The sequence below is a fragment of the Nocardioides sp. zg-1308 genome (genome assembly GCF_013155375.1).
GTDB lineage: Bacteria > Actinomycetota > Actinomycetes > Propionibacteriales > Nocardioidaceae > Nocardioides > Nocardioides renjunii.
The window spans coordinates 132,904-158,827 of record NZ_JABJQY010000002.1 but is presented as its reverse complement, the minus strand read 5'-3'; the positions used below and the strand labels follow the sequence as shown (position 1 = coordinate 158,827).

At 70.8% G+C, this 25,924-nt stretch carries 29 protein-coding genes; 13 read left to right on the top strand and 16 right to left on the bottom strand.

The features are described from left to right. The first annotated feature begins 44 nt into the window (after nt 1-44). Nucleotides 45-878 (top strand): alpha/beta fold hydrolase, encoded by an 834-nt coding sequence (locus tag HN031_RS02500; protein ID WP_172265907.1) that lies wholly within the window; start codon nt 45-47, stop codon nt 876-878. Here HN031_RS02500 and glpX read toward each other — a convergent pair. From glpX to HN031_RS02475, 5 genes are read right to left on the bottom strand one after another with little or no spacing between them, the layout of a single operon-like run. Further along, nucleotides 843-1,847, bottom strand: a complete 1,005-nt coding sequence (gene glpX / locus HN031_RS02495; protein WP_216652027.1) for a class II fructose-bisphosphatase — start codon at nt 1,845-1,847, stop codon at nt 843-845. The two genes, HN031_RS02500 and glpX, sit on opposite strands and share 36 nt — an antisense overlap. A 10-nt stretch (nt 1,848-1,857) precedes the next feature. Then, nucleotides 1,858-2,832 carry an ABC transporter ATP-binding protein gene (locus HN031_RS22140; protein WP_172265902.1) on the bottom strand — a complete coding sequence of 325 codons (975 nt, stop codon included), beginning with the start codon at nt 2,830-2,832 and terminating at the stop codon, nt 1,858-1,860. Continuing rightward, nucleotides 2,829-3,611: a molybdate ABC transporter permease subunit gene (gene modB, locus HN031_RS02485; RefSeq protein ID WP_172265899.1), complete on the bottom strand. Its 783-nt coding sequence runs from the start codon at nt 3,609-3,611 to the stop codon at nt 2,829-2,831. Before modB ends, HN031_RS22140 begins: the two co-directional genes overlap by 4 nt. Beyond that, nucleotides 3,608-4,393: a molybdate ABC transporter substrate-binding protein gene (gene modA / locus HN031_RS02480; RefSeq protein WP_172265896.1), complete on the bottom strand. Its 786-nt coding sequence runs from the start codon at nt 4,391-4,393 to the stop codon at nt 3,608-3,610. Before modA ends, modB begins: the two co-directional genes overlap by 4 nt. Then, nucleotides 4,390-4,797 (bottom strand): TOBE domain-containing protein, encoded by a 408-nt coding sequence (locus HN031_RS02475; RefSeq protein WP_172265893.1) that lies wholly within the window; start codon nt 4,795-4,797, stop codon nt 4,390-4,392. The genes modA and HN031_RS02475 overlap by 4 nt, the downstream gene beginning before the upstream one ends. Before the next feature lie 165 nt (nt 4,798-4,962). On the opposite strand from HN031_RS02475, the gene HN031_RS02470 reads away from it, so the two are divergent. After that, entirely contained in the window at nt 4,963-5,499 is a 537-nt protein-coding gene (locus HN031_RS02470) for a DUF4245 domain-containing protein (protein WP_172265890.1), read from the top strand. 16 nt (nt 5,500-5,515) lie between these two features. Here the strand turns inward: HN031_RS02470 and HN031_RS02465 are convergent, their stop codons facing one another. Together HN031_RS02465 and xseA are read right to left on the bottom strand one after the other, a co-directional pair. After that, nucleotides 5,516-5,716: an exodeoxyribonuclease VII small subunit gene (locus HN031_RS02465; protein ID WP_172265887.1), complete on the bottom strand. Its 201-nt coding sequence runs from the start codon at nt 5,714-5,716 to the stop codon at nt 5,516-5,518. Next, entirely contained in the window at nt 5,709-6,959 is a 1,251-nt protein-coding gene (xseA, locus tag HN031_RS02460; RefSeq protein WP_172265884.1) for an exodeoxyribonuclease VII large subunit, read from the bottom strand. The genes HN031_RS02465 and xseA overlap by 8 nt, the downstream gene beginning before the upstream one ends. Before the next feature lie 57 nt (nt 6,960-7,016). Between xseA and HN031_RS02455 the strand changes: the two genes are divergently transcribed. Both HN031_RS02455 and HN031_RS02450 read left to right on the top strand, forming a co-directional pair. Further along, nucleotides 7,017-8,015 carry a 4-hydroxy-3-methylbut-2-enyl diphosphate reductase gene (locus HN031_RS02455; protein WP_172265881.1) on the top strand — a complete coding sequence of 333 codons (999 nt, stop codon included), beginning with the start codon at nt 7,017-7,019 and terminating at the stop codon, nt 8,013-8,015. Nucleotides 8,016-8,030: 15 nt separating this feature from the next. Continuing rightward, a complete protein-coding gene (locus HN031_RS02450; RefSeq protein WP_172265878.1) occupies nt 8,031-8,654 on the top strand; it encodes an L-threonylcarbamoyladenylate synthase in 624 nt (207 codons plus the stop codon). 124 nt (nt 8,655-8,778) lie between these two features. Here the strand turns inward: HN031_RS02450 and HN031_RS02445 are convergent, their stop codons facing one another. Genes HN031_RS02445 through HN031_RS02435 form a run of 3 tightly spaced genes read right to left on the bottom strand, consistent with a single transcriptional unit; the run spans nt 8,779 to nt 11,483 of the window. Then, on the bottom strand, nt 8,779-9,222 hold the full coding sequence (locus HN031_RS02445) for a DUF6542 domain-containing protein (protein ID WP_172265875.1): 444 nt from the start codon (nt 9,220-9,222) through the stop codon (nt 8,779-8,781). Nucleotides 9,223-9,244: 22 nt separating this feature from the next. Next, nucleotides 9,245-10,411, bottom strand: a complete 1,167-nt coding sequence (locus tag HN031_RS02440) for a DNA recombination protein RmuC (RefSeq protein WP_172265872.1) — start codon at nt 10,409-10,411, stop codon at nt 9,245-9,247. Nucleotides 10,412-10,451: 40 nt separating this feature from the next. Continuing rightward, complete coding sequence (locus HN031_RS02435) at nt 10,452-11,483, bottom strand: GlxA family transcriptional regulator (RefSeq protein WP_172265869.1); 1,032 nt, start codon at nt 11,481-11,483, stop codon at nt 10,452-10,454. A gap of 78 nt (nt 11,484-11,561) precedes the next feature. Between HN031_RS02435 and HN031_RS02430 the strand changes: the two genes are divergently transcribed. After that, on the top strand, nt 11,562-12,884 hold the full coding sequence (locus HN031_RS02430) for an MFS transporter (RefSeq protein WP_172271152.1): 1,323 nt from the start codon (nt 11,562-11,564) through the stop codon (nt 12,882-12,884). Nucleotides 12,885-12,901: 17 nt separating this feature from the next. Here the strand turns inward: HN031_RS02430 and HN031_RS02425 are convergent, their stop codons facing one another. Continuing rightward, nucleotides 12,902-13,681: an exodeoxyribonuclease III gene (locus HN031_RS02425; protein ID WP_172265866.1), complete on the bottom strand. Its 780-nt coding sequence runs from the start codon at nt 13,679-13,681 to the stop codon at nt 12,902-12,904. Nucleotides 13,682-13,822: 141 nt separating this feature from the next. Between HN031_RS02425 and HN031_RS02420 the strand changes: the two genes are divergently transcribed. Next, a complete protein-coding gene (locus HN031_RS02420; protein ID WP_172265863.1) occupies nt 13,823-14,632 on the top strand; it encodes a M57 family metalloprotease in 810 nt (269 codons plus the stop codon). A gap of 60 nt (nt 14,633-14,692) precedes the next feature. On the opposite strand, the gene HN031_RS02415 is transcribed toward HN031_RS02420, so the two are convergent. Beyond that, entirely contained in the window at nt 14,693-16,234 is a 1,542-nt protein-coding gene (locus HN031_RS02415; RefSeq protein WP_172265859.1) for a PH domain-containing protein, read from the bottom strand. Next, nucleotides 16,231-16,734: a PH domain-containing protein gene (locus tag HN031_RS02410; RefSeq protein WP_172265856.1), complete on the bottom strand. Its 504-nt coding sequence runs from the start codon at nt 16,732-16,734 to the stop codon at nt 16,231-16,233. The genes HN031_RS02415 and HN031_RS02410 overlap by 4 nt, the downstream gene beginning before the upstream one ends. A gap of 218 nt (nt 16,735-16,952) precedes the next feature. Here HN031_RS02410 and HN031_RS02405 point away from each other — a divergent pair, with 218 nt between their 5' ends. Both HN031_RS02405 and ychF read left to right on the top strand, forming a co-directional pair. Then, on the top strand, nt 16,953-17,783 hold the full coding sequence (locus HN031_RS02405) for a M57 family metalloprotease (RefSeq protein WP_216652025.1): 831 nt from the start codon (nt 16,953-16,955) through the stop codon (nt 17,781-17,783). A 114-nt stretch (nt 17,784-17,897) separates the two neighbouring features. Then, entirely contained in the window at nt 17,898-18,974 is a 1,077-nt protein-coding gene (ychF, locus tag HN031_RS02400; protein WP_172265853.1) for a redox-regulated ATPase YchF, read from the top strand. Between the two features lie 41 nt (nt 18,975-19,015). Here the strand turns inward: ychF and HN031_RS02395 are convergent, their stop codons facing one another. Beyond that, nucleotides 19,016-20,131, bottom strand: a complete 1,116-nt coding sequence (locus HN031_RS02395; protein ID WP_172265850.1) for a site-specific integrase — start codon at nt 20,129-20,131, stop codon at nt 19,016-19,018. 245 nt (nt 20,132-20,376) lie between these two features. Here HN031_RS02395 and HN031_RS02390 point away from each other — a divergent pair, with 245 nt between their 5' ends. The 3 genes from HN031_RS02390 (at nt 20,377) to HN031_RS02380 (ending at nt 22,428) form a co-directional block, all read left to right on the top strand. Then, complete coding sequence (locus tag HN031_RS02390; protein ID WP_172265847.1) at nt 20,377-21,108, top strand: DUF433 domain-containing protein; 732 nt, start codon at nt 20,377-20,379, stop codon at nt 21,106-21,108. Nucleotides 21,109-21,121: 13 nt separating this feature from the next. Further along, nucleotides 21,122-21,538, top strand: a complete 417-nt coding sequence (locus HN031_RS02385; RefSeq protein ID WP_172265844.1) for a hypothetical protein — start codon at nt 21,122-21,124, stop codon at nt 21,536-21,538. Nucleotides 21,539-21,744: 206 nt separating this feature from the next. After that, entirely contained in the window at nt 21,745-22,428 is a 684-nt protein-coding gene (locus HN031_RS02380) for a hypothetical protein (RefSeq protein WP_172265841.1), read from the top strand. A gap of 476 nt (nt 22,429-22,904) precedes the next feature. Here the strand turns inward: HN031_RS02380 and HN031_RS02375 are convergent, their stop codons facing one another. Then, nucleotides 22,905-23,198, bottom strand: a complete 294-nt coding sequence (locus tag HN031_RS02375; protein ID WP_172265838.1) for an AlpA family transcriptional regulator — start codon at nt 23,196-23,198, stop codon at nt 22,905-22,907. Nucleotides 23,199-23,613: 415 nt separating this feature from the next. Further along, nucleotides 23,614-24,297 carry a GntR family transcriptional regulator gene (locus tag HN031_RS02370; protein ID WP_216652024.1) on the bottom strand — a complete coding sequence of 228 codons (684 nt, stop codon included), beginning with the start codon at nt 24,295-24,297 and terminating at the stop codon, nt 23,614-23,616. A gap of 43 nt (nt 24,298-24,340) precedes the next feature. Here HN031_RS02370 and HN031_RS02365 point away from each other — a divergent pair, with 43 nt between their 5' ends. Continuing rightward, nucleotides 24,341-25,402, top strand: a complete 1,062-nt coding sequence (locus HN031_RS02365; protein WP_216652023.1) for a tripartite tricarboxylate transporter substrate-binding protein — start codon at nt 24,341-24,343, stop codon at nt 25,400-25,402. After that, nucleotides 25,399-25,923 carry a tripartite tricarboxylate transporter TctB family protein gene (locus HN031_RS02360; protein WP_172265831.1) on the top strand — a complete coding sequence of 175 codons (525 nt, stop codon included), beginning with the start codon at nt 25,399-25,401 and terminating at the stop codon, nt 25,921-25,923. The genes HN031_RS02365 and HN031_RS02360 overlap by 4 nt, the downstream gene beginning before the upstream one ends. Nucleotide 25,924 lies beyond the last annotated feature (1 nt).

Genomic DNA, 25,924 nt, shown 5'->3' with positions numbered 1-25,924 from the left:
GCAGGTCCCACGACCCGGTGGGGCGCTCGGCTAGGTTCGACGGTGTGACCAGGCGCACAGTGGCGGCGTTCCTCACGCCCGAGGGCTTCGCACAGCCCTCGGTCGCCGCCGTGCTGCGGGAGGGGTCGGTCGTCACCGAGGTCGGCCGCTACGCCGTGCACGCGATGGGCTCGCGCGGGTCGCGACGTCGTACGCCCTGCGGCTCGGGTCCGGTGCGGTCCGCCGAGCCGGTGCTGCTGGTGCCGGGCTTCCTCGCCGGGGACGCATCGCTGTCGGCGATGAGCCGGACGCTGCGCCGCGAGGGCTTCCGCACCTACCGGGCGGACATCCGGGCCAACGTGGGCTGCACGATCGCGGCCGCCGCGCAGCTCGAGGAGCGCCTCGAGGAGATCGCCCAGCGGCGCGGGGCGCGGGTGCGGGTCGTCGGCCACAGCCTCGGCGGGATGCTGGCGCGAGGGGTGGCCGCTCGGCGGCCCGACCTGGTGGCCGGCATCGTGACCCTCGGCAGCCCGGTGCTCGCACCGGGAGCACACCACGCCTCGCTCGCCCGCAGCGTCGACCTCCTCGTCCGGCTCCAGCGCGCGGGCCTGCGCAACCTGATGGCCGAGGACTGCGTGGCGGGCCTCTGCGCCCAGCAGAGCTTCGACCGGGCGCGCGCGCCACTGGCCGACGACGTCGACTTCACCGCCATCTTCTCCCGCCGCGACGGCATCGTGGACTGGCGCGCGTGCGTCGACCCCGCCGCCCGCGCGGTGGAGGTGCGCTCCTCCCACCTGGGGATGGGCTTCGACCCGGCGGTGATCACCGCCGTCTCGGCGGCCCTGCGCCCGGCGACGCCGCTGTCAGCTGTCGAAGTCGATCGGGGACAGAGCGCGTAGCTTCGACAGGCGGTGGTCGGCGGTGATCGAGCGCACGGTGCCGCTGCGCGAGCGCATGACGAGGGAGTGCGTCGTGACGCCGTCGCCGCGGTAGCGCACGCCCCGCATGAGCTCGCCGTCGGTGATGCCGGTGGCCACGAAGAAGGCGTCGTCGCCGGTGACGAGGTCGTCGGTGCCGAGCACGACGTCGGGGTCGAGGTCGTGGCCGGCGTCGAGCGCGCGCTGCCGCTCGTCGTCGTCCTGCGGCCACAGCCGGCCCTGGATCGTGCCGCCGAGGCACTTCATCGCGCAGGCGGCGATGATGCCCTCGGGCGTCCCGCCGATGCCGAGCAGCAGGTCGACGCCGGTGTCGGGACGAGCCGCCATGATCGCGCCGGCCACGTCGCCGTCGGTGATGTACTTGATGCGAGCGCCGGTCTCGCGGATCTCCTCGACGAGCTGCGCGTGGCGCGGCCGGTCGAGCAGCACCACGGTCACGTCGTGGGCCGAGAGGTTCTTCGCCTTGGCGACGCGGGCGATGTTCTCCTTCACCGGCAGGCGGATGTCGACGACGTCGGCGGCCTCGGGCCCGGTGACCAGCTTCTCCATGTAGAACACCGCGCTGGGGTCGTACATCGAGCCGCGGGGCGCCACCGCGAGCACCGAGATGGCGTTGCTCATGCCCTTGGCGGTCAGGGTGGTGCCGTCGATCGGGTCGACCGCGACGTCGCACTCCGCGCCGGTGCCGTCGCCCACCTCCTCGCCGTTGTAGAGCATGGGGGCGTTGTCCTTCTCGCCCTCGCCGATGACGACGGTGCCGCGCATCTCGACGGTGGAGATCATCACCCGCATCGCGTTGACCGCGACGCCGTCCGCGTCGTTCTTGTCGCCGCGACCCACCCAGCGCCCGGCCGCCATCGCGGCCGCCTCCGTGACCCGCACGAGCTCGAGGGCGAGGTTGCGTTCGGGCTTGGGGGCGCTGTCGCTCATGGCTCGCATGCTAGCGATCGCGGGGTGCCGCCCGGCCACGTGCTCCGTAGCGGCTCACGGCCGTCGCCTCGACGGAGAGCCACACCTCCCGGCCCGGCACCAGCGCGAGCTCAGTGGCGGCCGCCGGCGTGAGGTCGGCGAGCAGGTCGGGGGAGGCGTGCACCAGCAGGCGTACGGCGTCGCCGTGCGGCGCGAGCGTGCCGATCGTCCCGCGCCAGCGCAGCCGCGACGACCCCTCCGGCTCGTGGAGGGAGACCACCACGGTGTCGGGCGTGAACGCGATGAGGTCGTCGCCGTCGGCGACGAGGTTGAGACCGACGAGGCGGGCGACGTGGGCGGTGCGCGGCTCGGCCGCCACCTCGGCGGGAGGTCCCTCCTGGGCGACGCGACCCGCGTCGAGGACGAGCACGCGGTCGGCCAGGGTCAGCGCGTCGATCGCGTCGTGGGTGACCAGGAGAGCGACGCCCGCGAAGTCGCGCAGGTGCTGCCCCAGCTCGATGCGGAGCGCCATCTGCACGGAGACGTCGAGGCCGGTGAACGGCTCGTCGAGCAGGAGGACCTCGGGATCGGTGGCCAGCGCGCGGGCGATGGCGACGCGCTGCGCCTGGCCGCCGGACAGCTCGCGCGGGCGTCGGTCGGCCAGGTCGGCGATGCCGAACCGCTCGAGCCAGTCGCGCGCCGTGGCCTCGGCCGCGCGCCGGTCGCGGCCGCGGGCGCGGGGACCGAACGCGACGTTGTCGAGGGCCGACAGGTGGGGGAACAGGCTCTGGTCCTGGAAGACGTAGCCCACCCGGCGGCGTGGCACGTCGAGGTCGGTCCACTCCTCCCCGCCCACCCGGACCCGGCCGGGCTCGAGCCCGGCGACCGCGCGCAGCAGCGTCGACTTGCCGGCGCCGTTGGGCCCGATCACGACGACCACCTCGCCCGCCTCGGCGCCGACCGCGGCCTGCACCCGACCGGGCAGGTCCACCTCGACGCGCATCATCGCCCGACCGCCCAGCGCTCGCGGAGCAGCACCAGCACCGCGACGGACAGGGCGAGCAGGATGAGGCTGAGGCTGCGCGCGACGGTGGGGTCGGAGTTGAGCGCGACGTAGATGAGGCTCGGCATCGTCTGGGTGGTGCCGGGGTAGTTGCCGGCGAAGGTGATCGTGGCGCCGAACTCGCCGAGGCTCCGCGCCCAGGCCAGGGCGCTGCCCGCGAGGACGCCCGGCAGCGCGAGCGGGAGGGTGACCCGGCGGAAGGTCGTCCAACGGTCGGCACCGAGCGTCGCGGCCACGACGTCGTACGACGACCCGTGCGTGCGCAGCGCACCCTCCACGGCGAGCACGTAGAACGGCAGGGAGACGAAGGTGTGGGCCAGGACCACGCCCGCCGTCGTGTAGGGGATGGTGAAGGGCAGGTGCTGGCCGACGAGGCCGCTCCGGCCCAGGGCCGTCACCAGAGCGACGCCCGCGACGACGGGCGGCAGCACGAGGGGGACCAGCACGAGGGCGCGGACGACCCGCCGGCCGCGGAAGTCGACGCGCGCGAGCAGCCAGGCCAGGGGCGTACCGATCGCGACGCAGGCGAGGACCGTCAGCAGGCTGCTGAGGGCGGTGATGGTCAGCGCCTGCCGGACGACCTCGGAGCTCAGGTGGTCGGGCAGGGTGCGCCACGGGGTGTCGAGGACGAGGGTGACGAGGGGGACGACGAGGAGGGCCACTCCTGCGGCGGCGGGGACGAGCAGGACCGCCGGCGCCCGGCCCAGACGGGGGCCGGTCACTCGCGCACGATCCCGCCGAAGCCGGCCACGCCGAGGACCTCGGCGGCCTCGGCGCCGGTGACGAGGGCGACGAAGTCGGCGGCCAGGTCGGCGGTCGCGTCGTCGCTCCCGTCGACGCTCCCGTCGACGGCGGCGACGTAGTAGTTGTTGGCGTAGGCGGGGCCGTAGTCGTCGAGGTCGTCCGTCGCCACCTCGCGCACCGCGTCGCCGGCCGCCCGCGAGTCCGTGCGATAGACGAGCCCGGCGTCGGCCTCGCCCTGGGTCACGCGGGCGAGCACGGCCTTGACGTCGACCTCCTCGCTGGCGGGCGCGGACTGGATGCCGGCGTCGTCGAGCAGGGCGACGGCGCTGGACCCGCACGGGGCCGTCTCGGCGCAGCGGACGTAGTCGACGTCGGGGTCGTCGAGGTCGGTGAGGGACTCGATGCCGGCCGGGTTGTCGGCCGGTGCGACGAGCACGAGCCGGTTGCTCGCGAACGCCTCGGGACGTCCAGCCAGCACCCCCCCGTCCTCGGCGACCGTCATGGACGCCTCGTCGGCCGTGGCCAGCACGTCGCCGGGTGCGCCGTCGACGGCCTGCTCGGCGAGCGTGGTGGACGAGCCGAACACCAGCTCCACCTCGACGCCGGGGTGGGCCTCCTCGAAGGTGGCGGCCAGCTCGGTGAACGTCCCGGTGAGGCTGGCCGCGGCCAGCACGGTCAGCGTGGTGTCGTCGTCCCCGCCGCCGCAGGCGGTGAGGGGGAGCAGGGCGACCAGCGACAGGGCGGTCAGGACGCGCCTCACTGCGGGACCTCGACGACGACGTTGGTGGACTTCACGCTGGCGATGGCGCGGACCCCGGGCTCGAGCCCGAGCTCGTCCGCGGCGTCGGTGCTCATCAGCGAGACCACGCGGTAGGGGCCGCAGATCATCTCCACCTGCGCCATCACCGGGTCGCGCTTGACCCGGGTGACGATCCCGCTCATCCGGTTGCGGGCGCTGACCGTGCTCGCGCGGGTGCGGTCGCGCTCGGCCACCTCCGCGGACTCGGCCAGGTGCTCGGCGAGCTCGGCGAGGTCGGCGCCGGACACGGTCGTACGCCCGTCGGTGCGGCGCGAGGGCAGCCGGCCGGCGTCCACCCAGCGGCGTACGGTGTCGTCGCTCACGGCCAGGATCTCGGCCGCCTCCGCGAGTCGGTAGGTGATCACGGTGGCAGTATGCCGCACCTGCGGATCCAACCGCGCCGTTGTCTCCGCACCTGCGGTTCCGTCTGCCACCGCCCCACCCGGGTGGTCCGTGTCGAACGGCTGGTCCAGGGGGCCCGGCCACCAGCCGATTGATACGGACTATCGGGCGGCTGGGAGGATGGTGGAGTGAGTGAGCAGCCGAGCCGGTACACCCGCTCCTTCAGCGGCATGATCGGCGCCCTGATCGTCACGGTGGTGTTCGTCCTTGCGTTCGTCGCCTGGCGCGGGATCTTCCGCGCCGAGTCCGACGACCGCCCGGAACCCGTGGACTGGCAGGACAGCGTGGAGGTCGCGCAGCAGGCCGGCCTCGAGGTCGTGCACCCCCGCGAGCTGCCGGCGGGCTGGATCGCGACGAGCGTGGAGCTCGAGGCGGGCGACGACCCGCGCTGGGGGCTCGGAGTGCTGACCGACGAGGGCGACTTCGTCGGCATCCGGCAGCGCGACGCCTCGGTCGACGAGCTCGTCGAGGAGTACGTCGACGAGAAGGCCGAGGCCGGCGAGGACGCCGAGATCGAGTCCGAGATCACCGACACCTGGCAGACCTGGACCGACGAGGGCGGTGACCACGGCTTCTCGACCGAGCTCGGCGACGAGTCGCTGCTGGTCTACGGCTCGGCGCCGGTCGAGGACGTCGAGGCGTTCGTCGGGCTGCTCACGCAGTAGGGAGCATCCCGGCCGATCAGTCGTCCGGCTCGGTGCCGATCGCCCCGTCGAGCCGCTTGCGGGCGCCGTCGAGCCACTCCTGGCACAGCGTGGCCAGCGCCTCGCCGCGCTCCCACAGGGCCAGCGACTCCTCGAGGGTCGTGCCGCCCGCCTCGAGGGTGCGGACCACCTCGATGAGCTCCTCGCGGGCCTCTTCGTAGCTCGGGGCGTCACTCATCGGGGTCCTCCATCAGCGTGGCTGTGTCGATGCGGTCGGTGGTGGCGTGGATGCGGCCGTCGGCGACCCGCACCGAGACGGCGGCGCCGGCGGCGGTCTGGCCGACTGAGGTCACGACGTGCCCGTCGGCGTCCTGCAGCACGGCGTAGCCCCGCTGGAGGGTGGCCAGGGGGGAGAGTGCCTGGGCCCTCGCGCGCTGGTGGCCGATGTCGTCGGCGGCGCGGTCGAGCCGGTGCGAGAGCGTACGACGGGCGCGCGCCAGCAGCTCGTCGACCTCGTCGGAACGGACGGAGAGCAGGTTGCGCGGATCGGCCATCGCCGGGCGGGAGCGCAGCGTCAGGAGCCACTCCTGCTCGCGGGCGATGCGCTGGGTGATCACCTGCCGCAGCCGGTCGCGCGCCCACGTCACGCCCTGGACCTCCTCGGCCATGTCGGGCACGACCAGCTTGGCGGCATCGGTGGGGGTCGAGGCGCGTACGTCGGCGACGAGGTCGAGCAGCGGCTGGTCGGGCTCGTGGCCGATCGCCGAGACCACGGGGGTGCGCAGGCCGTGGACCGCTCGGACGAGGGCCTCGTCGGAGAAGGGCAGCAGGTCCTCGATGGAGCCGCCTCCGCGGGCGACCACGATGACGTCGACGTCGGGGTTGCGCTCGAGCCGGTCGAGCGCCTCCATCACCTCGGCGGCCGAGCGCTGCCCCTGCATGGCGGCGTAGGCCACCTCGAACTGCACGGCCGGCCAGCGGCGGCGCGCGTTCTCCAGGACGTCGCGCTCGGCGGCGCTGTTGGGGGCCGTGACGAGGCCGACGCGGCCCGGCAGGAACGGCAGGTCGCGCTTGAGCTCCGGCGCGAACAGGCCCTCCGCGGCGAGCAGCTGGCGGCGCCGCTCGAGGCGGGCGAGCAGCTCGCCGAGCCCGACCATCCGGATCTCCCGGGCGGCCAGCGAGAAGGAGCCCCGGTTGGCGTAGAAGCTGGGCCGGGCGTGCACCACGACGCTGGCCCCCTCGACGAGGGGAGGGTTCATCGAGTCGAAGAGCGAGCGGGCGCAGGTGAGGGTCACCGAGATGTCCGCGACGGTGTCGCGCAGGGTCATGAAGACGGTGTTGACCCCGGGGCGCCGGTTGACCTGGGCGATCTGGCCCTCGACCCACACGCCGCCGAGCTTGTCGATCCACTGCGAGACGGCGTTGGCCACGGCGCGGACCGGCGCCGGGGACTCGACCGTGGCGTCGCGGAGGGAGGGCACGCGGCGAGGATAGGCGAGCGGTCCGACGGCACCCGGCCGGGCCGTAGACTCGGACCCATGACGACCGACCTCGGCCTGCCCCCGGTGCTCGACCCCGAGAGCGCCAGGAGCGTCCTCCTCGCGGCCCCCCGCGGCTACTGCGCCGGGGTGGACCGGGCCGTGATCACGGTGGAGAAGGCGCTCGACCTCTACGGCTCGCCGGTCTACGTCCGCAAGCAGATCGTGCACAACAAGCACGTCGTGGCCGACCTCGAGGCGCGCGGGGCCATCTTCGTCGAGGAGCTCGACGAGGTGCCCGAGGGCAGGACGGTGGTGTTCTCCGCGCACGGCGTCTCGCCGGTCGTCCACGCCCAGGCCGCCGACCGCGGGCTCAAGACCATCGACGCGACGTGCCCGCTGGTGACCAAGGTCCACCACGAGGCGAAGCGCTTCGCGGGCGACGACTACGACATCCTCCTCATCGGGCACGCCGGCCACGAGGAGGTCGAGGGCACCGCGGGCGAGGCGCCCGACCACATCCAGCTCGTCGAGAGCCCGGCCGACGTCGCGGGCATCGTCGTGCGCGACCCCGCGAAGGTCGCCTGGCTCTCGCAGACCACGCTCAGCGTCGACGAGACGCTCGAGACGGTGGCCGCGATCCGCGAGAAGTTCCCGCTGCTGCTCGACCCGCCGAGCGACGACATCTGCTACGCCACCCAGAACCGCCAGCTGGCCATCAAGGAGATCTCCGCCGGCGCGGACCTCGTGATCGTGGTCGGCTCGCGCAACTCGTCGAACTCCGTGCGGCTCGTCGAGGTGGCGCTCGAGTCCGGCGCCAAGGCGTCGTACCTCGTCGACGACCACACGGAGATCGACGAGGCGTGGCTCGACGGCGTCGAGACCGTGTCGGTAACGTCCGGCGCCTCGGTGCCCGAGGACCTCGTCGAGGGCGTGCTGGCCTACCTGTCCGAGCGCGGCTACCCCGACGCCCGTGCGGTGCACTCCGCCGAGGAGTCGCTCATCTTCGCCCTGCCGCCCGAGCTGCGCCGCGACCTGCGCGCGGCCCAGAAGGCCTGAGGGACGGATCCCGACGTGGCCCGCTACCTCGACATCCACCCGGAGAACCCCCAGCCGCGGCTGGTCGGCCAGGTCGTCCAGGCGCTGCGCAACGACGAGCTGATCGCCTACCCCACCGACTCGGGGTACGCCCTCGGCGCGCAGCTCGGCAACCGCGAGGGTCGCGACCGGATCCTGCGCATCCGCGAGCTCGACGACCGCCACCACTTCACGCTGATGTGCAAGGACTTCGCCCAGCTCGGGCAGTTCGTGCACGTCGACAACTCGGCGTTCCGGGCGATCAAGGCCGCGACCCCAGGCCCCTACACCTTCATCCTCCCCGCCACCGGCGAGGTGCCGAAGCGGCTGATGCACCCCAAGAAGCGCACCGTCGGCGTGCGGATCCCCGACCACGCCCTCGTGTGCGCGCTGCTCGAGGAGCTGGGCGAGCCGATCCTCACCAGCACGCTGATCCTGCCCGGCGAGACCGAGGCGCGGACCATGGGCTGGGAGATCAAGGAGGACCTCGACCACGTCGTCGACGTCGTGGTCGAGTCGGGCGAGGTCACGGCCGAGCCCACGTCGGTGATCGACTGGTCCGAGGCGGAGCCGGTCGTCGTACGCCGCGGGGCGGGCGACGTCGAGCGCTTCGAGTCCTGAACTACACGTGACCGGGCACTTCGTGCCCGTCTTGCGCGCCGACCGGGCACTTCGTGCCCGGTCGGGGGCCGGGACGGGCAGGAACCGCCCGGTCGGCGGCTGGGACGGGCAGGAACCGCCCCGGTCAGCCGGTCTGGCCGAGCTCGCGGCTGAGCTCGGTCGCGATGTCGGCCTCGCCCTCCCGGTGCAGCCGCCAGGCGAGCCAGCCGAGGCACAGGGCGTAGCCCACGAAGAGCGCGATGCCGTGGGTGGCGACGCCGGAGACGATCGCCTGCAGCAGGCCGTCGCGGGGGTCGGCGACCGCGTCGCGGGCCACCGTCGCGACGAAGGCGAAGACGGTGGTCATCAGCAGCGGCGGCAGGACGGCCACCATGTAGAAGTCCTTGCGGCGCACCAGCGCTGCGAGGCCCAGGCACAGCGCCACGAAGCACAGGTCGAAGAAGATCGTCAGCCGCCCGGCGAGCAGCACGTCGATGCTCACCGCGGTCAGGGTGACCGCGACGCCGAGCGCGACGACCGAGCGGCCCGACTCGCGCCCGGCCTGCCACCACGCGTCGGCCCGTGTCACGGCGTCCAACCTAGGACCGATCTCAGGCGCCCTCGGCGCGGCGCGCCGGGGGTCGCGCCTGGTCGGCCAGCTCGTCGGCGAGCAGGTCGTCGAGCGTCGGGTCCCCCGCGGCGGGCGCGACGTCGTCGAGGACGGCGAGCTCCGGTGCGCCCGGCGAGCGCGGCACCGTCTCCACCTGGCGGGGCGCGGCCAGCGGCTCCGACGTCACCCCGAGCTCGGCGAAGCGGCGAGCGGAGACGAGCACCCGGCCCTCGAGCGACCCCATCGCCTGGTTGTAGGCGACGACGCTGGCGTTGAGCGAGCGGCCCACCCGGTCGAGGTGGCCGGCCATCGACCCGAGCCGCGCGTGCAGCTCCTGGCCGAGCCGCTGGACGGCTTGGGCCTGCTCGTTGAGGACCTCGTGCTGCCAGCCCTGGGCCACCGTGCGGAGCAGCGCGATCATCGTGGACGGGGTCGCGAGGACGACGTTGCGGGACGCGGCCTGCTCGACGAGGTCGGGCACCGCCTGGAGCGCGGCCTGCAGGATCGCCTCGCCCGGCAGGAAGAGCACCACGAACTCGGGCGTCGCGGGCAGCGCCTCCCAGTAGCGACGCGACCCGAGGTCGGCGACGTGCTTGCGGACGTGCTCGCCGAGCCGGGCCAGTGCCCGGTCGTGCTCGGCCGGGTCGTCGGTGCCGGTGAGGTCGAGGAAGGCGGCGAGCGGGGCCTTGGCGTCGACCGCGATCGTGCGGCCACCCGCGAGCGTGACCACCAGGTCGGGGCGCAGCCTGCCGTCGTCGAGGCGCACCTGCTCGGTGAAGTCGCAGTGGTCGACGAGCCCGGCGAGCTCGACCGTGCGGCGGAGGTGGAGCTCGCCCCACTGGCCGCGCACCTGCGGCTTGCGCAGCGCGGTGGCGAGCGTGCTGGTCTCCTGTCGGAGCGTGTCGGTGGACCGGCGCATGTCGGCCACCTGCTGGTGCAGCTGGGCCTGCCACGCGACCCGGTCGTGGGCGAGGTCGCTCAGCTGGTCCTGGAGGCGGTCGAGGCCGTCCTGCACGACGGCGTGCTCGGCGACGCGCTGCTCGAGCGCCGCGAGCGCGGTGTCGTCGCGCGGGCGGCTCCGTGACCACAGCACCCCGATCAGGGCGCCGAGCGCCAGGCCGAGGGCGAGGACCAGCGCCAGGGTCAGCAGCAGGGGGAAGGTGTCCATGGCCCCAGCATGACCGCGTGGACCGACAGTGGATGGGACCTCAGGCGTCCGTCGTCACGAGGGGAGTGACCAGAGGAGCGCCGAGAGGAGGGACGACGGGAGCGCCCCGGAACGTACGCCGGTAGGCCGAGGGCGAGACGCCGACGCTGGCGCGGAGGTGCTGGCGCAGCGACGCCGCCGTGCCCATCCCGGCTTGCGTCGCCACCTGGTCCACCGTGAGGTCGGTGGCCTCGAGCAGGTGCTGCGCGTGCCGGATCCGCTGCTGGGTGACCCACGCGCCGGGGGAGAGGCCGGTCTCGGCGCGGAACCGCCGGGTGAAGGTGCGCACGCTCATCGCTGCCTGCCGCGCGAGCGTGGCGACGTCGAGCTGCTGGTCGAGGTGCGCCTGCGCCCAGGCGCGTACGTCGCCGGTCGTCTCGTCGGCGCGGCTGGGGACGTGGCGCTCGATGTACTGCGCCTGGCCGCCGTCACGCCAGGGCGGCACCACCAGGTGCCGCGCGACGGCGTTGGCGACAGCAGTGCCGTGGTCGGTGCGGACGACATGGAGGCACAGGTCGAGGCCCGCGCTGAGCCCCGCCGACGTGAGCACTCGCCCGTCGTCGGTGAAGAGGACGTCCTCGTCGAGCGCCGCGGCGGGGTAGAGCCGGCGGAAGTCGTCGGCGTACTTCCAGTGCGTGGTGGCACGGTGCCCGTCGAGGATCCCGGCCGCGGCCAGGACGAAGGCCCCGGTGCAGATCGACACCCAGCGGGCGTCGTCCGGCACCGATGCCAGTGCCGCGCGCAGATCGTCGGGGAGGGTGCCGTCGCGCCGGGGACCGGTGACCTGGGTGCCGGGGATGACCACCGTCTGCGCGGTCGCGAGGGCCTCGGCGCCGGCGGAGGGGACGATCGCGTAGCCGCGGGAGGAGGCCACGGGCGCGCCGTCCACGCTCACCACCTGGATGTCGTAGAGCGGGTGGTCGTCGTCGTCCACCGCCTCGCAGAACACCTGCGGCGGGATCGTCAGGTCATAGCCGATCACCGGTGCGATGGCCAGGACGACGACGCGGTGCGGTGGGGGAGGGGACGGCATGGCCGGATTCTTTCACATGTTGGCATGTCGGCCACTCGTGAGCCGTGGAGCAAAGGCCCGAGACTGGTGTCCGTGACGATGACGACCCCGCCGAGCCCGCGCGGGCCCGAGGCCACCCTCGCCCGACCGCAGCCCGTCCACTGGGCCTGGATCGTGGCCTCGGTCGCGTTCGTGACCCTGGTCGGCGCCGCCGCGTTCCGCTCGGTGCCGGGCGTGCTGGTCGAGCCGCTGCACGACGAGTTCGGCTGGTCCCGCGGCCTCATCGGCTCGGCGGTCTCCCTCAACCTCATGCTCTTCGGGCTGATGTCGCCCTTCGCCGCCGCCCTGATGGACCGCTTCGGCGTGCGGCCGGTGGTGACCTTCGCGCTCGTCATGGTCGCCGTGGGCAGCGGCCTCACCGTCTTCATGACGGAGCCGTGGCAGCTCATCCTGTGCTGGGGGCTGCTCGTCGGCATCGGCACCGGGTCGATGTCGATGGCCTTCGTCGCGACCATCACCAGTCGCTGGTTCGTGGCGCGTCGCGGACTGGTGAGCGGCATCCTCACCGCCGGCAACGCCACCGGCCAGCTGATCTTCCTGCCGGTGGTCGCCTGGCTGGCGACCGAGCACGGCTGGCGCACCGCGGCGCTGCTGGCCGCCGGGGCCGCCCTCGCCGTCGTCCCGCTGGTGCTGCTCTTCCTGCGCAACCACCCCGCCGACCTGGGCCTGCGCGCCCTCGGCGCCACCGACGCCGACCCCGGCCCGCCGCCCCACCAGCAGGTGGGCTCGAGCGCCGGACGCGCCCTGTCGGTGCTCAAGGACGCCGCTCGCAGCCGTACCTTCTGGCTGCTCTCCGGCGGGTTCGCGATCTGCGGGATGACCACCAACGGCCTCATCGCGACGCACTTCGTGCCGGCCGCGCACGACCACGGGATGCCCGCCACCGCCGCGGCGTCCCTGCTCGCCGTCGTCGGGATCTTCGACGTGGTGGGCACGATCGCGTCGGGCTGGCTCACCGACAAGGTCGACCCGAGGATTCTGCTCGTCGGCTATTACGCCCTGCGCGGCGTCGGGCTGATGACGCTGCCGGCGCTGATGTCGCCGCACGTGCAGCCGAGCATGTGGGTCTTCATCATCGTCTACGGCCTCGACTGGGTCGCGACGGTGCCGCCGACGGTCGCGCTCTGCCGTGAGCACTTCGGCGCCGCCACCGGGCCGATCGTCTTCGGCTGGGTGTTCGCCAGCCACCAGGTCGGCGCGGCGGTCGCAGCGACCGGCGCCGGTGTCGTGCGCGACGTCACGGGCGGCTACGACCCGGCGTTCTACGCAGCGGCCGGGCTGTGCGCCGTCGCCGCGCTCATGTCGTACGCCGTCCGCAGGACGCCGCAGCCGACCCCGGCTCCCTCGGCCGGCGTGATGTGACGCCGCCGAGGCGGGCCTCAGTCGAGGTCGACGACCACCGGCGCGTGGTCGGACGGCGAGCCGGTGCCCTGGGCCGGGTCGCGCTCGTCGCGGTCGATGAACGCACCGCTCACCCGTGACGCGAGGGTCGGCGAGGCGAGGACGAAGTCGATCTTGAGACCGCGGTCGCGCTCGAAGCGCTGCCGGTAGTAGTCCCAGTAGGTGTAGCCCGGCGCGTGGGCGCGGGTGGTCTCGGCCCAGCCGTCGTCGAGGAACGCCTGGAACGCAGCCCGCTCCGGCGGCGTGACGTGGGTCGACTTGCGGAACTGCGCGGGGTCGAAGACGTCGTCGTCGGTGGGACAGATGTTCCAGTCACCGACCAGCGCGGTCTGCCCGTCCAGCCAGCCGCTCGCGGTGTCGCGGAGCCGCGCGAGCCAGTCGAGCTTGTAGACGTAGTGCGGGTCGTCGGGCTTGCGGCCGTTGGGGACGTAGAGCGACCAGACGCGCACCCCGCCGCAGGTGGCGCCGATGGCCCGCGACTCCGGTGCGGCAGGGTCGCCGTACGGCGGCTGGCCGGCGAAGCCGGTCTCGACGTCCTCCAGCCCGACGCGCGAGAGGATCGCGACGCCGTTCCACTGGTTGAGTCCGGCGACCGCGATGTCGTAGCCCAGCGCCTGCAGCCCCATCAGCGGCAGCTGGTCCTCGCGCGCCTTGGTCTCCTGGAGCGCCAGGACGTCGATCTCGTGCCGCTGCACGAAGGCCTCCACCCGGTCGATGCGGGAGCGGAGGGAGTTGACGTTCCAGGTCGCGATGCGCACCCCTTCACCCTAAGGAAGGCTGTACAAGGTCAGCGCGACGGGGGAGGTTCGACGGCACGCACCTGTCTCGGGAACTCGTGCCCACCTGCTCGACTCTCCGGGACGGAGTGTGCCCATCCCCTCCGCGAGAGAAGAACCAGCATGCAGCGCAGTCGACTCGGGGCGATCGCCCTCGGCACCACCGCACTCCTCGGCGCGGCCCTCGCCTCCCCGGCACTGGCCGCTCCCGACACGGACATCCCGACGTTCTCGGAGTACCAGGCCTCCGCCTACCAGGACGCGGACCGCCAGTACATCGTCAACGGCGACGAGCCGGTCGGGACCACCGGTGACCTCAAGGCCTACTACGACCGCATGGTCGAGGGCTCCGAGGAGGCCATCGAGAACGGCCTCGTGGTCAACACCGTCGGGGGCGTCGACGACAGGTGGACGGCCACCGAGGCGCGCAACCTGACCTACTGCGTGAGCACCAAGTTCGGCACCCGCTACGCCGACATCGTCAGCGCGATGGCCAGCGGCGCGCAGCTGTGGGAGGACGCCTCGGCCGTCGACTTCATCCACGTCCCGGCGCAGGACGCCAGCTGCACCACCCGCAACAAGTCGGTCGTCTTCTCCGTGGAGCCGGTCCAGACCTCGCAGTACATCGCCCGCGCGTTCTTCCCCAGCACGCCCAAGCGCTCGCGCAACGTGCTCATCGACGACTCGATCTGGACCTCGGGCTCGTGGACGCCGACCAACATCATCGGCCACGAGCTCGGTCACACGCTGGGCTTCCGCCACGAGCACACCCGTCCCGAGGCCGGCACCTGCTTCGAGGACAACAGCTGGCGCCCGCTGACGCCGTACGACTCCTCGTCGATCATGCACTACCCCCAGTGCAACGGGACGTCCGCGAACCTCAGCATGACCGCCACCGACCGCGCCGGAGTGGCCTCCCTCTACGGGGCCTGACCGCGTAGCGTCACCCTCAGGCGCGAGCGCCCCCTTCGTCCCGAGCGGAGGGGGCGTTCGTCATGTCCGGACGGGCTCGGCCGGTGCCCGGGAGACGAACGGCGTCAGCAGGCCGGGCGTCGCCCGGTCGGCCAGTGCCACCGCCACGTCCAGGCGTACGTCGCGCACGAGCACGCGCTCGTGCCCGGCGGCCGTCGTCGCGGTGAGGTCCGCGAGCCCGATCCGGCGCTGCCACCACGACTGGTCGACGACCCACCCGATGATCCCGTCGGTCTCCAGCACCGTGCGGATGCGGGCGAGCGTGCCGCTGCCCGCAACGAGGTGGCCGTCGGAGAGCGCGTGCCCGAGATGGCGGTACGACGCCTCGCCCACCGCCGCGGCCAGCACGAGCAGGACGACGGCCAGGGCCGCGACCCACCACCACGAGAAGTCGAGGAACCACCAGGCCACCGCCGCGACGACCACGACGTCCAGCGCGAGCCGCAGCTGCCGGAACCACGCGCGCCGGCGGGCCTGCGGTCCGTGCTCGGTGAGGGCGTCGGTCAGCGGCCCGCGGTGCTCGAGCACCTCCTCGCCGACGCCGACCGCGACCGCCCGCGGGCACGGCGGCAGGACCTGCGTGACACCGCTCTCGACGCCGGTGGCGAGCGTGGACAGCTCGGCGCCGCCGACGATCCGCATCAGCACCGGCTCGGTCATCTCGACCCCGCGGACCTTGGCCTCCTCCACGGTGATGGAGCGGGTGGTGAACAACCCGGAGGTGAGGTGCAGCGAGCCGTGCTCGCGGACCAGGAGGAAGCTCCACCACTGCACGACGTAGCCGGAGATCGACACGACGAGCCACAGCGCGAGGCCGCCTGCGGCGAGGACGACCGCGACCGCGGCGATGGCGAACTGGGTGACCCACTCCCACACGGAGGTGGCCGTCTCCTCGTTCCAGATCGGCAGGTCGTCGCCGAACTGCGACACCACGCCGACCGCGCCGGCCAGCAGCACGAGCCGGCTGAGGCTGAAGGGCGCGAAGCGCAGCCACGACCAGTCGATCCGGGCGAGCACCACGGGCGCGGGGGCCGGCGGAGGTGCCGGGGGAGTCGTCGGCGCCCCCGCCGGCTCCGCGCCGGCTGCCGGCACGGCGACCTCGGCCTGGGTGCGCCGGTGCAGCAGCGTCGTACGCAGGGCGTGGGCGTCGGCGGCGGCCAGCGCGTCGAGCGTGATGCGGTCGTCGTCGACGCCCGTGCCGATCTGCACCTTCTGCAGTCCGAGGACGCGATGGAGCAGCGAGGCCTCGAGGTCGACGCTGCGCACGCGGTCGAGGGGCGCGGTCGAGGTGTTCTTGTTGAGCAGCCCGCGCCGCACCTGGATCTGGGTGTCGGTGAGTCGGTAGTGCGTGGTCAGCCAGGGCAGCGCGCCGAAGAGGATCGGGCCGATGATGAGGACGGGGAAGACCAGCGGCCAGAAGCGCATGTCGCTGCGGCTGATGCCGATGAGCGCCACGACGACGGGCACCAGCGCCTGGCCGACGGCCTTGACCGGGTCGAGGAGGAGCTTGCGCGGGCTCAGCCGGGCCCAGCCCTCGCCGGGGGAGCCGGGGGCGGGGATCACGTCGCGTCGTCCTCGCTCGCCGCGGTGATCGCGGTCAGCCGGGCCACGACGTGGCGTGCGGTGTCGGCGTCGAGGCAGTCGACGGTGATCGGGCCGGCTGCGGACGCGGTGGTGACGGTGATCGAGGACAGGCCGAAGAGCCGCATGAGGGCGCCCTGGCGGGAGTCGACGGTCTGCACGCGGCTGATCGGCGCGATCCGGCTGGTCCGTCCGATCCATCCCTCTCGGGTGTGCACCGCGGTGTCGGTGACCTCCCAGCGGTGCACGCGGAAGCGGATGCGCGGCATCAGCACGACGTGGGCGACCGCGAGCACACCGATCAGCAGCACGACGAGCCCGACCCAGCCGGGGACGTCGGGGATGAAGAAGTAGGCCGCGGCGGCAGCGATGACGACCGCCGCGTCGCCCAGCAGCGCCGACACCGTCCAGAACGGGACCGCCTGCGGCGAGACCCGGTTGGCCGGCTCCCGCAGGACCGGCCCACCCCCCACGTCACTCATGCCGCCGAGTGTTGCAGGTGCGCCCCGCGCGACCGCGGTGCCCGCACGCCTCCGGCAGAAGTATGCAGTCGGTGGCAAGGATGCGTCACGCGGTGACGTTCTGCAGGTTCGTGCAGTGCACACACATGAGCCAGGAGAGGCCTTCCGCCAGGTGGTCTAGTCGGGTTGAGGTGAGCAGGCGCCATCCCCCACTCCATGACCACCAGAAGGACAACCAGATGTCACTCCGCATGATGCTGCGGGCCGCCACCGCGACCGCCGCAGCAGCCGCCCTCGCCTTCTCCCTCGCCCCCGCCGCCACCGCGGCACCGGCGCGGGACCGGGTCCCCACCTTCGGCGAGTTCCAGGCCTCGACCTACCGCGACGTCGCGGGCCAGTACGTCGTCAACGGCGACGAGACCATCGTCAGCACCAAGGAGCTCCAGGCCTTCTACGACGAGATGATCGCCGAGTACCAGGCCGGCGACGGTCCGTCGTCCGAGCTCATCATCAACCGGGTCTACGGCCGCGACGACAAGTGGTCGGCCACCCAGGCGCGCAACCTCACCTACTGCGTGTCCAACAGCTTCGGCACCCAGAAGACCAACATCGTCAACGCGATGGCCAGCGGTGCCGCGCAGTGGGAGGCCGCCTCCTCCGGAGTGAACTTCACCTACGTCCCCTCGGCCGACGCCAACTGCCGCACCACCAACAACGCGGTGCTCTTCTCGGTCGAGCCGACGACCACGACGCAGTACATCGCCCGCGCCTTCTTCCCCAGCAGCCCCGACAGCCAGCGCAACGTGCTGGTCAACGCGGCCTCGCTGATGAGCTCGGGCTCCTGGACGCCGGGCAACATCATGGCCCACGAGCTCGGCCACAGCCTCGGGTTCCGCCACGAGCACACCCGCCCCGAGGCCGGCACCTGCTTCGAGGACAACAACTGGCGCCCGCTGACGCCGTACGACTCGGCGTCGATCATGCACTACCCGCAGTGCAACGGCTCGTCGAGCAACCTCTCGATGACCACCACCGACCGGTCGGGGATCCGCGCGGTCTACGGCGCCTGACCGCCGCCTGGACGACGTCGTCCACGCGTCACGCCCACGGAGGGCCCGGCCGACCAGGCCGGGCCCTCCCGCGCTTTCGTCGGCCACCGCCGACCGCCCGTAGACTCCCGGCCCGTGGCTCTCACCATCGGCATCGTCGGTCTCCCCAACGCGGGCAAGTCGACCCTCTTCAACGCACTGACCAAGAACGACGTCCTCGCGGCGAACTACCCGTTCGCGACGATCGAGCCCAACGTCGGCGTCGTGGGCGTCCCCGACGAGCGGCTGCCGCAGCTCGCGGAGGTCTTCGAGTCGGCGAAGGTGCTGCCCGCCACGGTGGAGTTCGTCGACATCGCCGGCATCGTCCGCGGCGCCTCCCAGGGCGAGGGCCTGGGCAACAAGTTCCTCGCCCACATCCGCGAGTCGGCCGCCATCTGCCAGGTCACCCGCGTCTTCCGCGACGAGGACGTCACCCACGTCGACGGCGAGGTCAACCCGGCCAACGACATCTCGACCATCCAGACCGAGCTGATCTTCGCCGACCTCGAGACCGTCGAGAAGGCGATCGCCCGGCTCGAGAAGGAGTCGCGCAAGGTCAAGGACCTCGTCGCCAACCTCGAGGCGGCGAAGGCCGCCAAGGACGCGCTGGAGTCGGGCACCCCGATCACCGCCACCGCCATCGACCGCTCGCTCCTGCGCGAGCTGTCGCTGCTCACCGCCAAGCCGTTCATCTACGTCTTCAACTGCGACGCCGACGAGCTGGCCGACGATGAGCTCAAGGACCGGATGCGCGCGATCGTGGCGCCGGCCGAGGCGATCTTCCTCGACGCCAAGTTCGAGGCCGATCTCGCCGAGATGGACGACGACGAGATGGCGCACGAGATGCTCGCCGAGATGGGCATCACCGAGTCCGGCCTCGACCAGCTCGCCCGCGTCGGCTTCGACACCCTCGGCCTGCAGACCTACCTGACGGCGGGCCCCAAGGAGACGCGGGCCTGGACGATCCGGAAGGGCGCCACGGCCCCCGAGGCGGCCGGCGTCATCCACACCGACTTCCAGAAGGGCTTCATCAAGGCCGAGGTCGTCTCCTTCGACGACCTGATGTCCGCCGGCTCCATGCTCAAGGCCCGCGAGGCCGGCAGGGTGCGCATGGAGGGCAAGGACTACGTGATGGCCGACGGCGACGTGGTGGAGTTCCGTTTCAACGTCTGACGGTTGACGTTTCCGCAGGTCAGACGGCATTTCAGGTCCCGTCAGGCTCGGTCTGCCCTCACCGCGCCCTCATGAGAACGAACGACTTCCTCGAACAGGCTCGCTGCGGCGTCCCTCACGCGGTCCTCTGCGGACGGCCACAGGTGGGCGTAAGTGGTGAGCGTCGTGGTGGGCTTCGCGTGCCCCAAGGAACGCTGGACAGCCACCACGTCGCACCCGGAAGCGATGAGTCCGGAGGCGTAGAAGTGGCGCAGGTCGTGCATCCGCACGTCGGTGACCCCCGCGCGCTTGAGAGTGGTGCGCCACCGGTGCCCGACGGTGTTCTGGTGAGGGGGTATGTCCTCGACGTCGGCGAACAGCCAGTTGTGGGGGAGGCCCAGCGCGACGTGCTCGGACAGCATCTGCAGCAAAGCGTCAGGGACGTGGACCGTGCGCTCGGAGTTGTACTTCGGGAGCCGGATCTCGAACGAGCCGTTGAGCCGCTGGACCTGACGGCGCACGTGCACCTGACGGCGGAGGAAGTCGACATCGCCGACTTGCATCGCCGCGGTCTCACCGAGCCGGAGCCCTGCGAACGCGCACAGCCCCACAAACGCACGGAACCGCGGGTCGGCGGCTTCGAGGATGCTGCGCACCACCTCCGGCGTCGGGATCTCCATCGCCGCCTCGCGCCGGCGCAGCCGGGGGAGTCGGACCTGCGTGGTCGGGTCGACAGCGATCATCCCGTCGCGCACGGCTGCCCGGAACACCGAGCGCACGTTCACGAACCGAGTCTTGATCGTGCCCGGAGCGAGCGGACGCCTGCGCGTCGCCGTCGCGACGGTCATCGATTTCACCCACGCCTCGACGTGGCTCGGACGGATCAGGCGCAGGTCCACCTCAGCAAACGTCGTGGACTTCGCGGCCAGCGACATCGCTTGCCGAGTGTTGGCTGTCCATAGCTGGTCCGCGCTCCACGCCTCGTAGTACGCCAGGAACGAAACCTTGCCGGCCTCTGGGTCGACCCACCGTCCGCGATCTAGGGCGTCGAGCTGCTGGCGCCGCCACCGCACCGCATCGACCTGTCGGTCGAACGACCGCTCGTGCTGGCGACCTGTCTCCGGGTTTCGATACCGCGCCCGCCACGCGTCGCCGCGACGGCTGATCCCCTCAGGCATCGGTGACCTCAGCGGAGTCTGCGATGGAAGTCATGTCATCCCTCTCGACCACACGACGGTAGCTCCGCCTGCCGGCAGAGGTCGAGGTCGATGCTCGGTTGTGTCTCAACGATTGGGGTCGCTAGTGGTCAGTCGAACGACCCACCAAGACTCAGCGCGCTGTCTCCACGGTTCCAGTCCAATTAGTGGCGCGCCGGGAGGTTCTCTAACGGCATCTGTCGGCTCGCACTGGCATGATCCGGCCTATGAGCGTCGTGAGTCTGTTGGATCGTCCGACCTACGGGTTCGGCCAGGTGGACTCAATCCTTGGCCTGAAGCCTGGGACCGCTGAGCGCTGGATCGATGGTTACGAGCGCCGCGGCAAGCATTACCCGCCCGTCATCCGAGAAAGTTCTACCGGAAACGAGATTGCGACCTGGGGAGAGTTTGTTGAGACGCGCATGCTGGCCGAGTACCGAACCACCGGAGTGCCAATCCTTCGCATGCGTCCTGCGATCGAGGTTCTCCGGGACCGGCTAGAAACGCGTTACCCGCTTGCTTCCGCTCGCATGTGGCTGGGCACGGACGGCCGCGACCTGGTCCTCCAGGTTCAGGAAGAAGTGGATCTTGAAGGCGAGTTGGCGATCGTCCTCCTCAGGACGAAGCATGAAATGATCCCCGGTGCTTTAACGCCGATTCGCTGGAGCGACCGAGCCAAGTCCTTCCGCGATTCGCTCGAGTGGACGAGTGTGGCCGAAGGGGTTCAAGTACCTGAGCTCGTGAGACCAATGTCCGGGAATGACGGCGTTGTTATCGATCCCCTTCGGGGGTTCGGAGACCCTGTCATACGCGGACGCAACGTTCCGACTAGCGTGATCGCTGAACTTGTTCGCGCCGGGGACACGCCGGAGATGGTCGCGGAGCTATACGAGCTGACAGCCGGAGAGGTCACCTCAGCGATTCGATACGAGTTGTCCCTGACTCGAGCCGCGTCCTGAGACTACGCGCGCGATGACCGCCGACAAGAATCAACTCAGGTTCTTCGTTGACGAGAGTTCACTAGGTCTAGGGAAGGCTCTCGCCGCCGCGCGCAAGGACACCATTCACACTGGACACCCGTTGATCCCGGAATGTCCTTTGGGTACCCCGGACCCAGAGTGGATCCCGATTGTGGCAGAGAAGGCTCTGGTGGTTATCGGCCGCGACAAGAAGATTCGCACCCGGCCCGCAGAGTTACAGGCGATCAAGGAGGCAGGCCTTCGTGTCTTCCTGATTGGCGGCAAGGGCGATCTGCCGACGTGGGACTGGCTCACTCGGATCGTCCGGGCTTGGCCGACGATGGAAGCCATTATCGAGGAGCGACCGGACGGACCGTGGATCTATGTCATCAATGCGCACGGCTTGGTGGAGGTCAAACTGCTTAGCTGAACCTCGTTTGAGCCTCACGCTGCGATTGACCGCCCGGAAGCCTCAAAAAGTGCGTCACATCACCGCGTTACGGGCTCTCAACGCGACACGCTGGTGATGGCTTGGCCCGACACTGAAGTTGCAAGATGCGGTCAACCGCGTCGAAACTCGTTCGGACACGCCCGACAACCCTGCGCTCGAGCGAGCCTAGGGACTAGAACGGAGCAGTGGAGCCCGACAAAGAGTTGCGAAACGCCCTGTTCCTCGCGCAGTACCAGTCGGCTCGAGAGGTCGTACTTCACGCGAGGCAGATTCAGCATTCGATTGTTTCGTGGAGCAACGCCTCTGCCGGGGTGCTCATCGGCGCGGGCGCGGTCATTGCGAATGACGGCGCAGGCGCGGTCACTGAGGGGACCTCTGGCATGGCATTTCTGTTGCTCTTCGCGCTGGTGTTGCCCGGTCTCGTGGCCGGATCATTCAGTGCGTGGATCGGGGAGGTCGGACGCATGCGTCGAGCGGCGAGCTTCGTGCGAGACATCGAGTTCAGCGCCTACGCCTCAGGCGGACCTGGCGCCCCCACCACACCGGTGTACGACACGGTCGTGTCGCGGGGACCAAACGGAGAGGGCGACTCGATCACGCAGATTGGGCGCCGCGCAGTTGCGGCGCTCTACATCGGTTTGTTGACTACGTCCGCGGTCGTCGCCTCCGCATGCGTCTGGAACTTTGAATCTTCGCACTCCCACTCGACGGTTGTACGCGTCGTCGTGCAACTCCTGCTCGTAGCGGTTGTCGTGTGGTTCGGGCACGCCGTGCGAGACGGATTTCGCCGTATCGCGCCCTATGGGAGTCACCAACCGACGCTGATCGACGAGCTGTATCTCGTAGAACTCTTCGGTGATCGCGGCTGACGCAAGACTTTGTGGTCAACCGAGGTGACCACGCTGTACGAACGCTCACCGACCAGACCGTTTGGTTGACCAAGTCGTTGGCCTGAGTCATTACGCCGCTTATCGGCGTAGTTAACGCGCACCCCACCGGACGTTGGGTCGAGCCTGCGGACGGGTGCGTTGGAGCTCTTCGGCCACGGGGCTCCACCGTGCATCACTGAGCGTCCCGGAGTCGTACCTCTCGCGTAGGTCTCGGACGATTCGCCGGCATGCAGCCGGCGACGCCAGGACCGCTTGTACGTGATCGTCGAGCGAGACTTCAGCCTGGACGTACTGCGTGGCGATCGCGCCGGCGGCCGCAGCTCGGCGCTCCTCGGATCCTGCTCGGCGACACTTCGCCGAGCACCACTGACGCGGTCGCCCGGGGGAGCGCGGTCGAACATGCAGGATCGGCTCGCCACAGCGAGGGCACGAACGCTGGCCCTCGTCCTTGGTGGTCACTTCTGGTGCTCGAGCTCCACCGTCCATGCGATCACCGTCGATGCGCGCCAGCGCAGGTGCTTGCCGACACGGAAGCCAGCCGGTCCGTATCCGGTCGTTCGCCAGCAGTAGACGGTCTGCTTCGGGACGCCGAGGTAGTCGGCTACCTCGTCGATCGTCCACAATTCGCTGGCTTCAGCAGCCGCGTGGTGTTGGCGTACACCACTTCGGAAGCGCGCGTCGGGCACGCGAGGCTGAGGCACTTCGCCCCAGAGCGTCGGTTGCGCTGAACTGTCGGTGTCGTCTTTCATGTCGGGTTCTCCTCCGGTGTGTCTCGGCGCTAGCCGTCGTCGCTTGTCGACGAGGGGGAGAAGCACATGGTTGGACTGCGGATCGGACGACTCGGACGCTTCGAGTGACAGTGCCCGCGTGGTCACCAGCGCCGGAAGCCGGCCTTGCCCGAGTTTCGTCCGCCGAAACCATGGTCCGTGAATGCATGGGGTGCGAGGTACTTGGTGAGCGGTCTGACACGGGCCGACGCGTCAGGGTCGACGGACGTGGCCGAAGCGACTTGCTTTTATCTACGGCAAAGCCAGCCGAGTCTCGGGGTGACGGCGTACATGGGCATGCCGATCTGGCCTTCACGGAGGATCGCCAAGCTCGTCCGCGATGCCTGGTTCCACCTGACGCGGATCGTGGCCCGGTCGCGCCCATGACATTCGCGTACTACGCGTTGGCTGGCACGTCTGGCGAGGCTTCGTTCGCCTCGAGAGCGGCAGCGGTGAGGCTGTTCGCGATATGCGAGCACATCAGGCTTTGAGCGGCGTCGGCGTCACGATCGGTGACCAGCGCCACGAGGCGGTGGTGCTCTTCGAAGTCGCGCGTGCGGGGTTCGCCCCCTGAAGGGAGCTCGAGACCGGCTCGGCGGTAGCGGTCCGACTTGTCCCACAGGTCGTTCAGCATCCGGATCATGACTGTGTTGTGAGAGGCGGTGTAGAGCGACTGGTGGACCTCGCGGTGCGCGGCTAATGCCACCTCCCCCCACTGTCGCGTGACCGGGAGCAGGTTCTCGAGGGCGGCGTTCATGCGGGCGATGTCTGCGTCGGTCCGGCGCGCGGCCGCCAGTGCCATGGCTGCGGGTTCGAGCGCCTGTCGGGTCTCGAACAGCTGGCGAGCCTCCACGAAATCCATCACCGCCACACGGGCGTTGCGATGGCCTTCGAGCAGCACGAGCCCTTCACCGCTGAGGCGACGGATGGCCTCACGCAGCGGGGTGATGCTGATCCCCATCGACGCTGCAAGCTCGTACTGAGCAAGCGCCGAACCTGCCTCCAGCGAACCGTCCAGGATCTGCTGGCGAATCTGCGCGTAGGCGACGTCCGCCTTGCTCGTGAAGGTGTACGTAGTCACGGAGGAAGCATGACACATGTTTCTTATAAGTCAGGGTTGCGTTGTGGCTGCCGTCACATCTAGTGTGAACTCACATGCATCTTATAAGGTGCGAGCCGCCGAAGGAGCAACCATGTATCTGCGCGTCCCCCTCATCTCCGTGGCCAGTGTTGCCGTTCTGTCCCTGTCAGCCTGCGGTGGCGGCGACGCCGACCCCGCTGCTTATCCAGAGTCGGAGATCACCTTTGTGGTGCCGTTCTCCGCGGGCGGACCGACCGACACCGTGACCCGGCTGATCGCTGAGCCGATGGCCGAGGAGCTCGGCCAGCAGATCGTCGTGAAGAACGTCGAGGGCGCTGGCGGCACCGTGGCGGCGGGGCAGGTCGCCGGCGAGGACGGCGACGGCTACCAGGTGCTCATCCACCACATCGGCATGTCGACGGCGCCGGCCCTCTACCCCGACCTGGACTTCAGCCCGCTCGAGGACTTCAAGACGGTGGGCCTGATCACCGAGCTGCCGATGACGATCGTCGCCCGCCCTGACTTCGAGGCCGAGACGCTCGAGGAGCTCTTGGCCTACGTCGAGGAGAACGCGGACACGGTCACCATCGCCAACGCCGGCGTCGGTGCTGCCTCACAGCTGTGCGGACTGCTCATCGAGGAGGCCATCGGGGTCGACCTCACCGAGGTGCCCTATGACGGCACCGGCCCGGCCTTGACCGACCTCATCGGCGGTCAGGTTGACTTCATGTGCGACCAGAGCGTCAACACGGTCGCACAGATTCAGTCCGGTGAGATCAAGGGCTATGCCGTGACCACCCCCGAGCGCATCGATGCCCTCCCCGACCTGCCCACCACCGCCGAGGCCGGTCTCGATGGCGTCGAGGTCGCTTCCTTCCACGGGCTCTACGTCCCCTCTGACACCCCCGACGAGGTCGTCGAGAAGCTCACCGCCGCCCTGAAGGTCGCGCTGGCTGACAAGAAGGTCATCGACAGCTTCGCGGACCTGGGCACGGCGCCGGTGGCCGAGGACCAAGTGACGCCGGAGGCGCACACGGCCAAGCTCGAGGAGCAGATTGACGTGTGGACCCCGATCATCGAGGCCTCCGGGGTCACGGGCGAATGAGCACCGTGCCTGCGGCGCCCGGCGACTCCGCCGGGGCCCTAGGTGAGAAGCGCTCCGGACCGTCCTTCCCGGACCTGATGGCGGGCGGCACATTCGTCGTCCTCGGCCTCGCCTTCGCCATCGGCGGGTCGCAGTACGACATCGGCAGCGCGCTGCGGATGGGCTCGGGCTACGTCCCCATCGCGCTCGGGGGCACCCTGGCCGTACTGGGCGCGGTGATCGTGGTCGCGTCGTTCCGCGGCGTCGACCCGACGGTGGCCAACGCCGACCGCGGAGACATCCCCTGGCGGCGCATGGGCCTGCTCCTTGCCGCAGTGATGTTCTTCGGGTTCACGGTGGACGGTCTCGGGCTTGGCCCGAGCCTGCTCGTCACGACCTTCCTCGCGGCCCTGGCCGGGCGCGGCACCCGCCCGTCCCGCGCCGCGATCATCGCCGTAGGTCTCACTGCGGTGTGCCTGATCGTCTTCGTGGCACTCCTCCAGCTGCGGCTGCCCGTCATCGGCGACTGGCTGGGAGGCTGAC

Excerpts from the sequence above, each read along its gene's own strand:
- HN031_RS02395 (WP_172265850.1), bottom strand. The coding sequence starts at position 20,131 with ATGCCTGAGGGGATCAGCCGTCGCGGCGACGCGTGGCGGGCGCGGTAT.
- HN031_RS02420 (WP_172265863.1), top strand. The coding sequence starts at position 13,823 with ATGCAGCGCAGTCGACTCGGGGCGATCGCCCTCGGCACCACCGCACTC.
- HN031_RS02440 (WP_172265872.1), bottom strand. The coding sequence starts at position 10,411 with ATGGACACCTTCCCCCTGCTGCTGACCCTGGCGCTGGTCCTCGCCCTC.
- HN031_RS02430 (WP_172271152.1), top strand. The coding sequence starts at position 11,562 with ATGACGACCCCGCCGAGCCCGCGCGGGCCCGAGGCCACCCTCGCCCGA.
- HN031_RS02405 (WP_216652025.1), top strand. The coding sequence starts at position 16,953 with ATGTCACTCCGCATGATGCTGCGGGCCGCCACCGCGACCGCCGCAGCA.
- HN031_RS02410 (WP_172265856.1), bottom strand. The coding sequence starts at position 16,734 with ATGAGTGACGTGGGGGGTGGGCCGGTCCTGCGGGAGCCGGCCAACCGG.
- glpX (WP_216652027.1), bottom strand. The coding sequence starts at position 1,847 with ATGAGCGACAGCGCCCCCAAGCCCGAACGCAACCTCGCCCTCGAGCTC.
- HN031_RS02375 (WP_172265838.1), bottom strand. The coding sequence starts at position 23,198 with ATGAAAGACGACACCGACAGTTCAGCGCAACCGACGCTCTGGGGCGAA.
- HN031_RS02465 (WP_172265887.1), bottom strand. The coding sequence starts at position 5,716 with ATGAGTGACGCCCCGAGCTACGAAGAGGCCCGCGAGGAGCTCATCGAG.
- HN031_RS02455 (WP_172265881.1), top strand. The coding sequence starts at position 7,017 with ATGACGACCGACCTCGGCCTGCCCCCGGTGCTCGACCCCGAGAGCGCC.
- HN031_RS22140 (WP_172265902.1), bottom strand. The coding sequence starts at position 2,832 with ATGATGCGCGTCGAGGTGGACCTGCCCGGTCGGGTGCAGGCCGCGGTC.
- HN031_RS02385 (WP_172265844.1), top strand. The coding sequence starts at position 21,122 with ATGACCGCCGACAAGAATCAACTCAGGTTCTTCGTTGACGAGAGTTCA.
- HN031_RS02390 (WP_172265847.1), top strand. The coding sequence starts at position 20,377 with ATGAGCGTCGTGAGTCTGTTGGATCGTCCGACCTACGGGTTCGGCCAG.
- HN031_RS02360 (WP_172265831.1), top strand. The coding sequence starts at position 25,399 with ATGAGCACCGTGCCTGCGGCGCCCGGCGACTCCGCCGGGGCCCTAGGT.
- HN031_RS02435 (WP_172265869.1), bottom strand. The coding sequence starts at position 11,483 with ATGCCGTCCCCTCCCCCACCGCACCGCGTCGTCGTCCTGGCCATCGCA.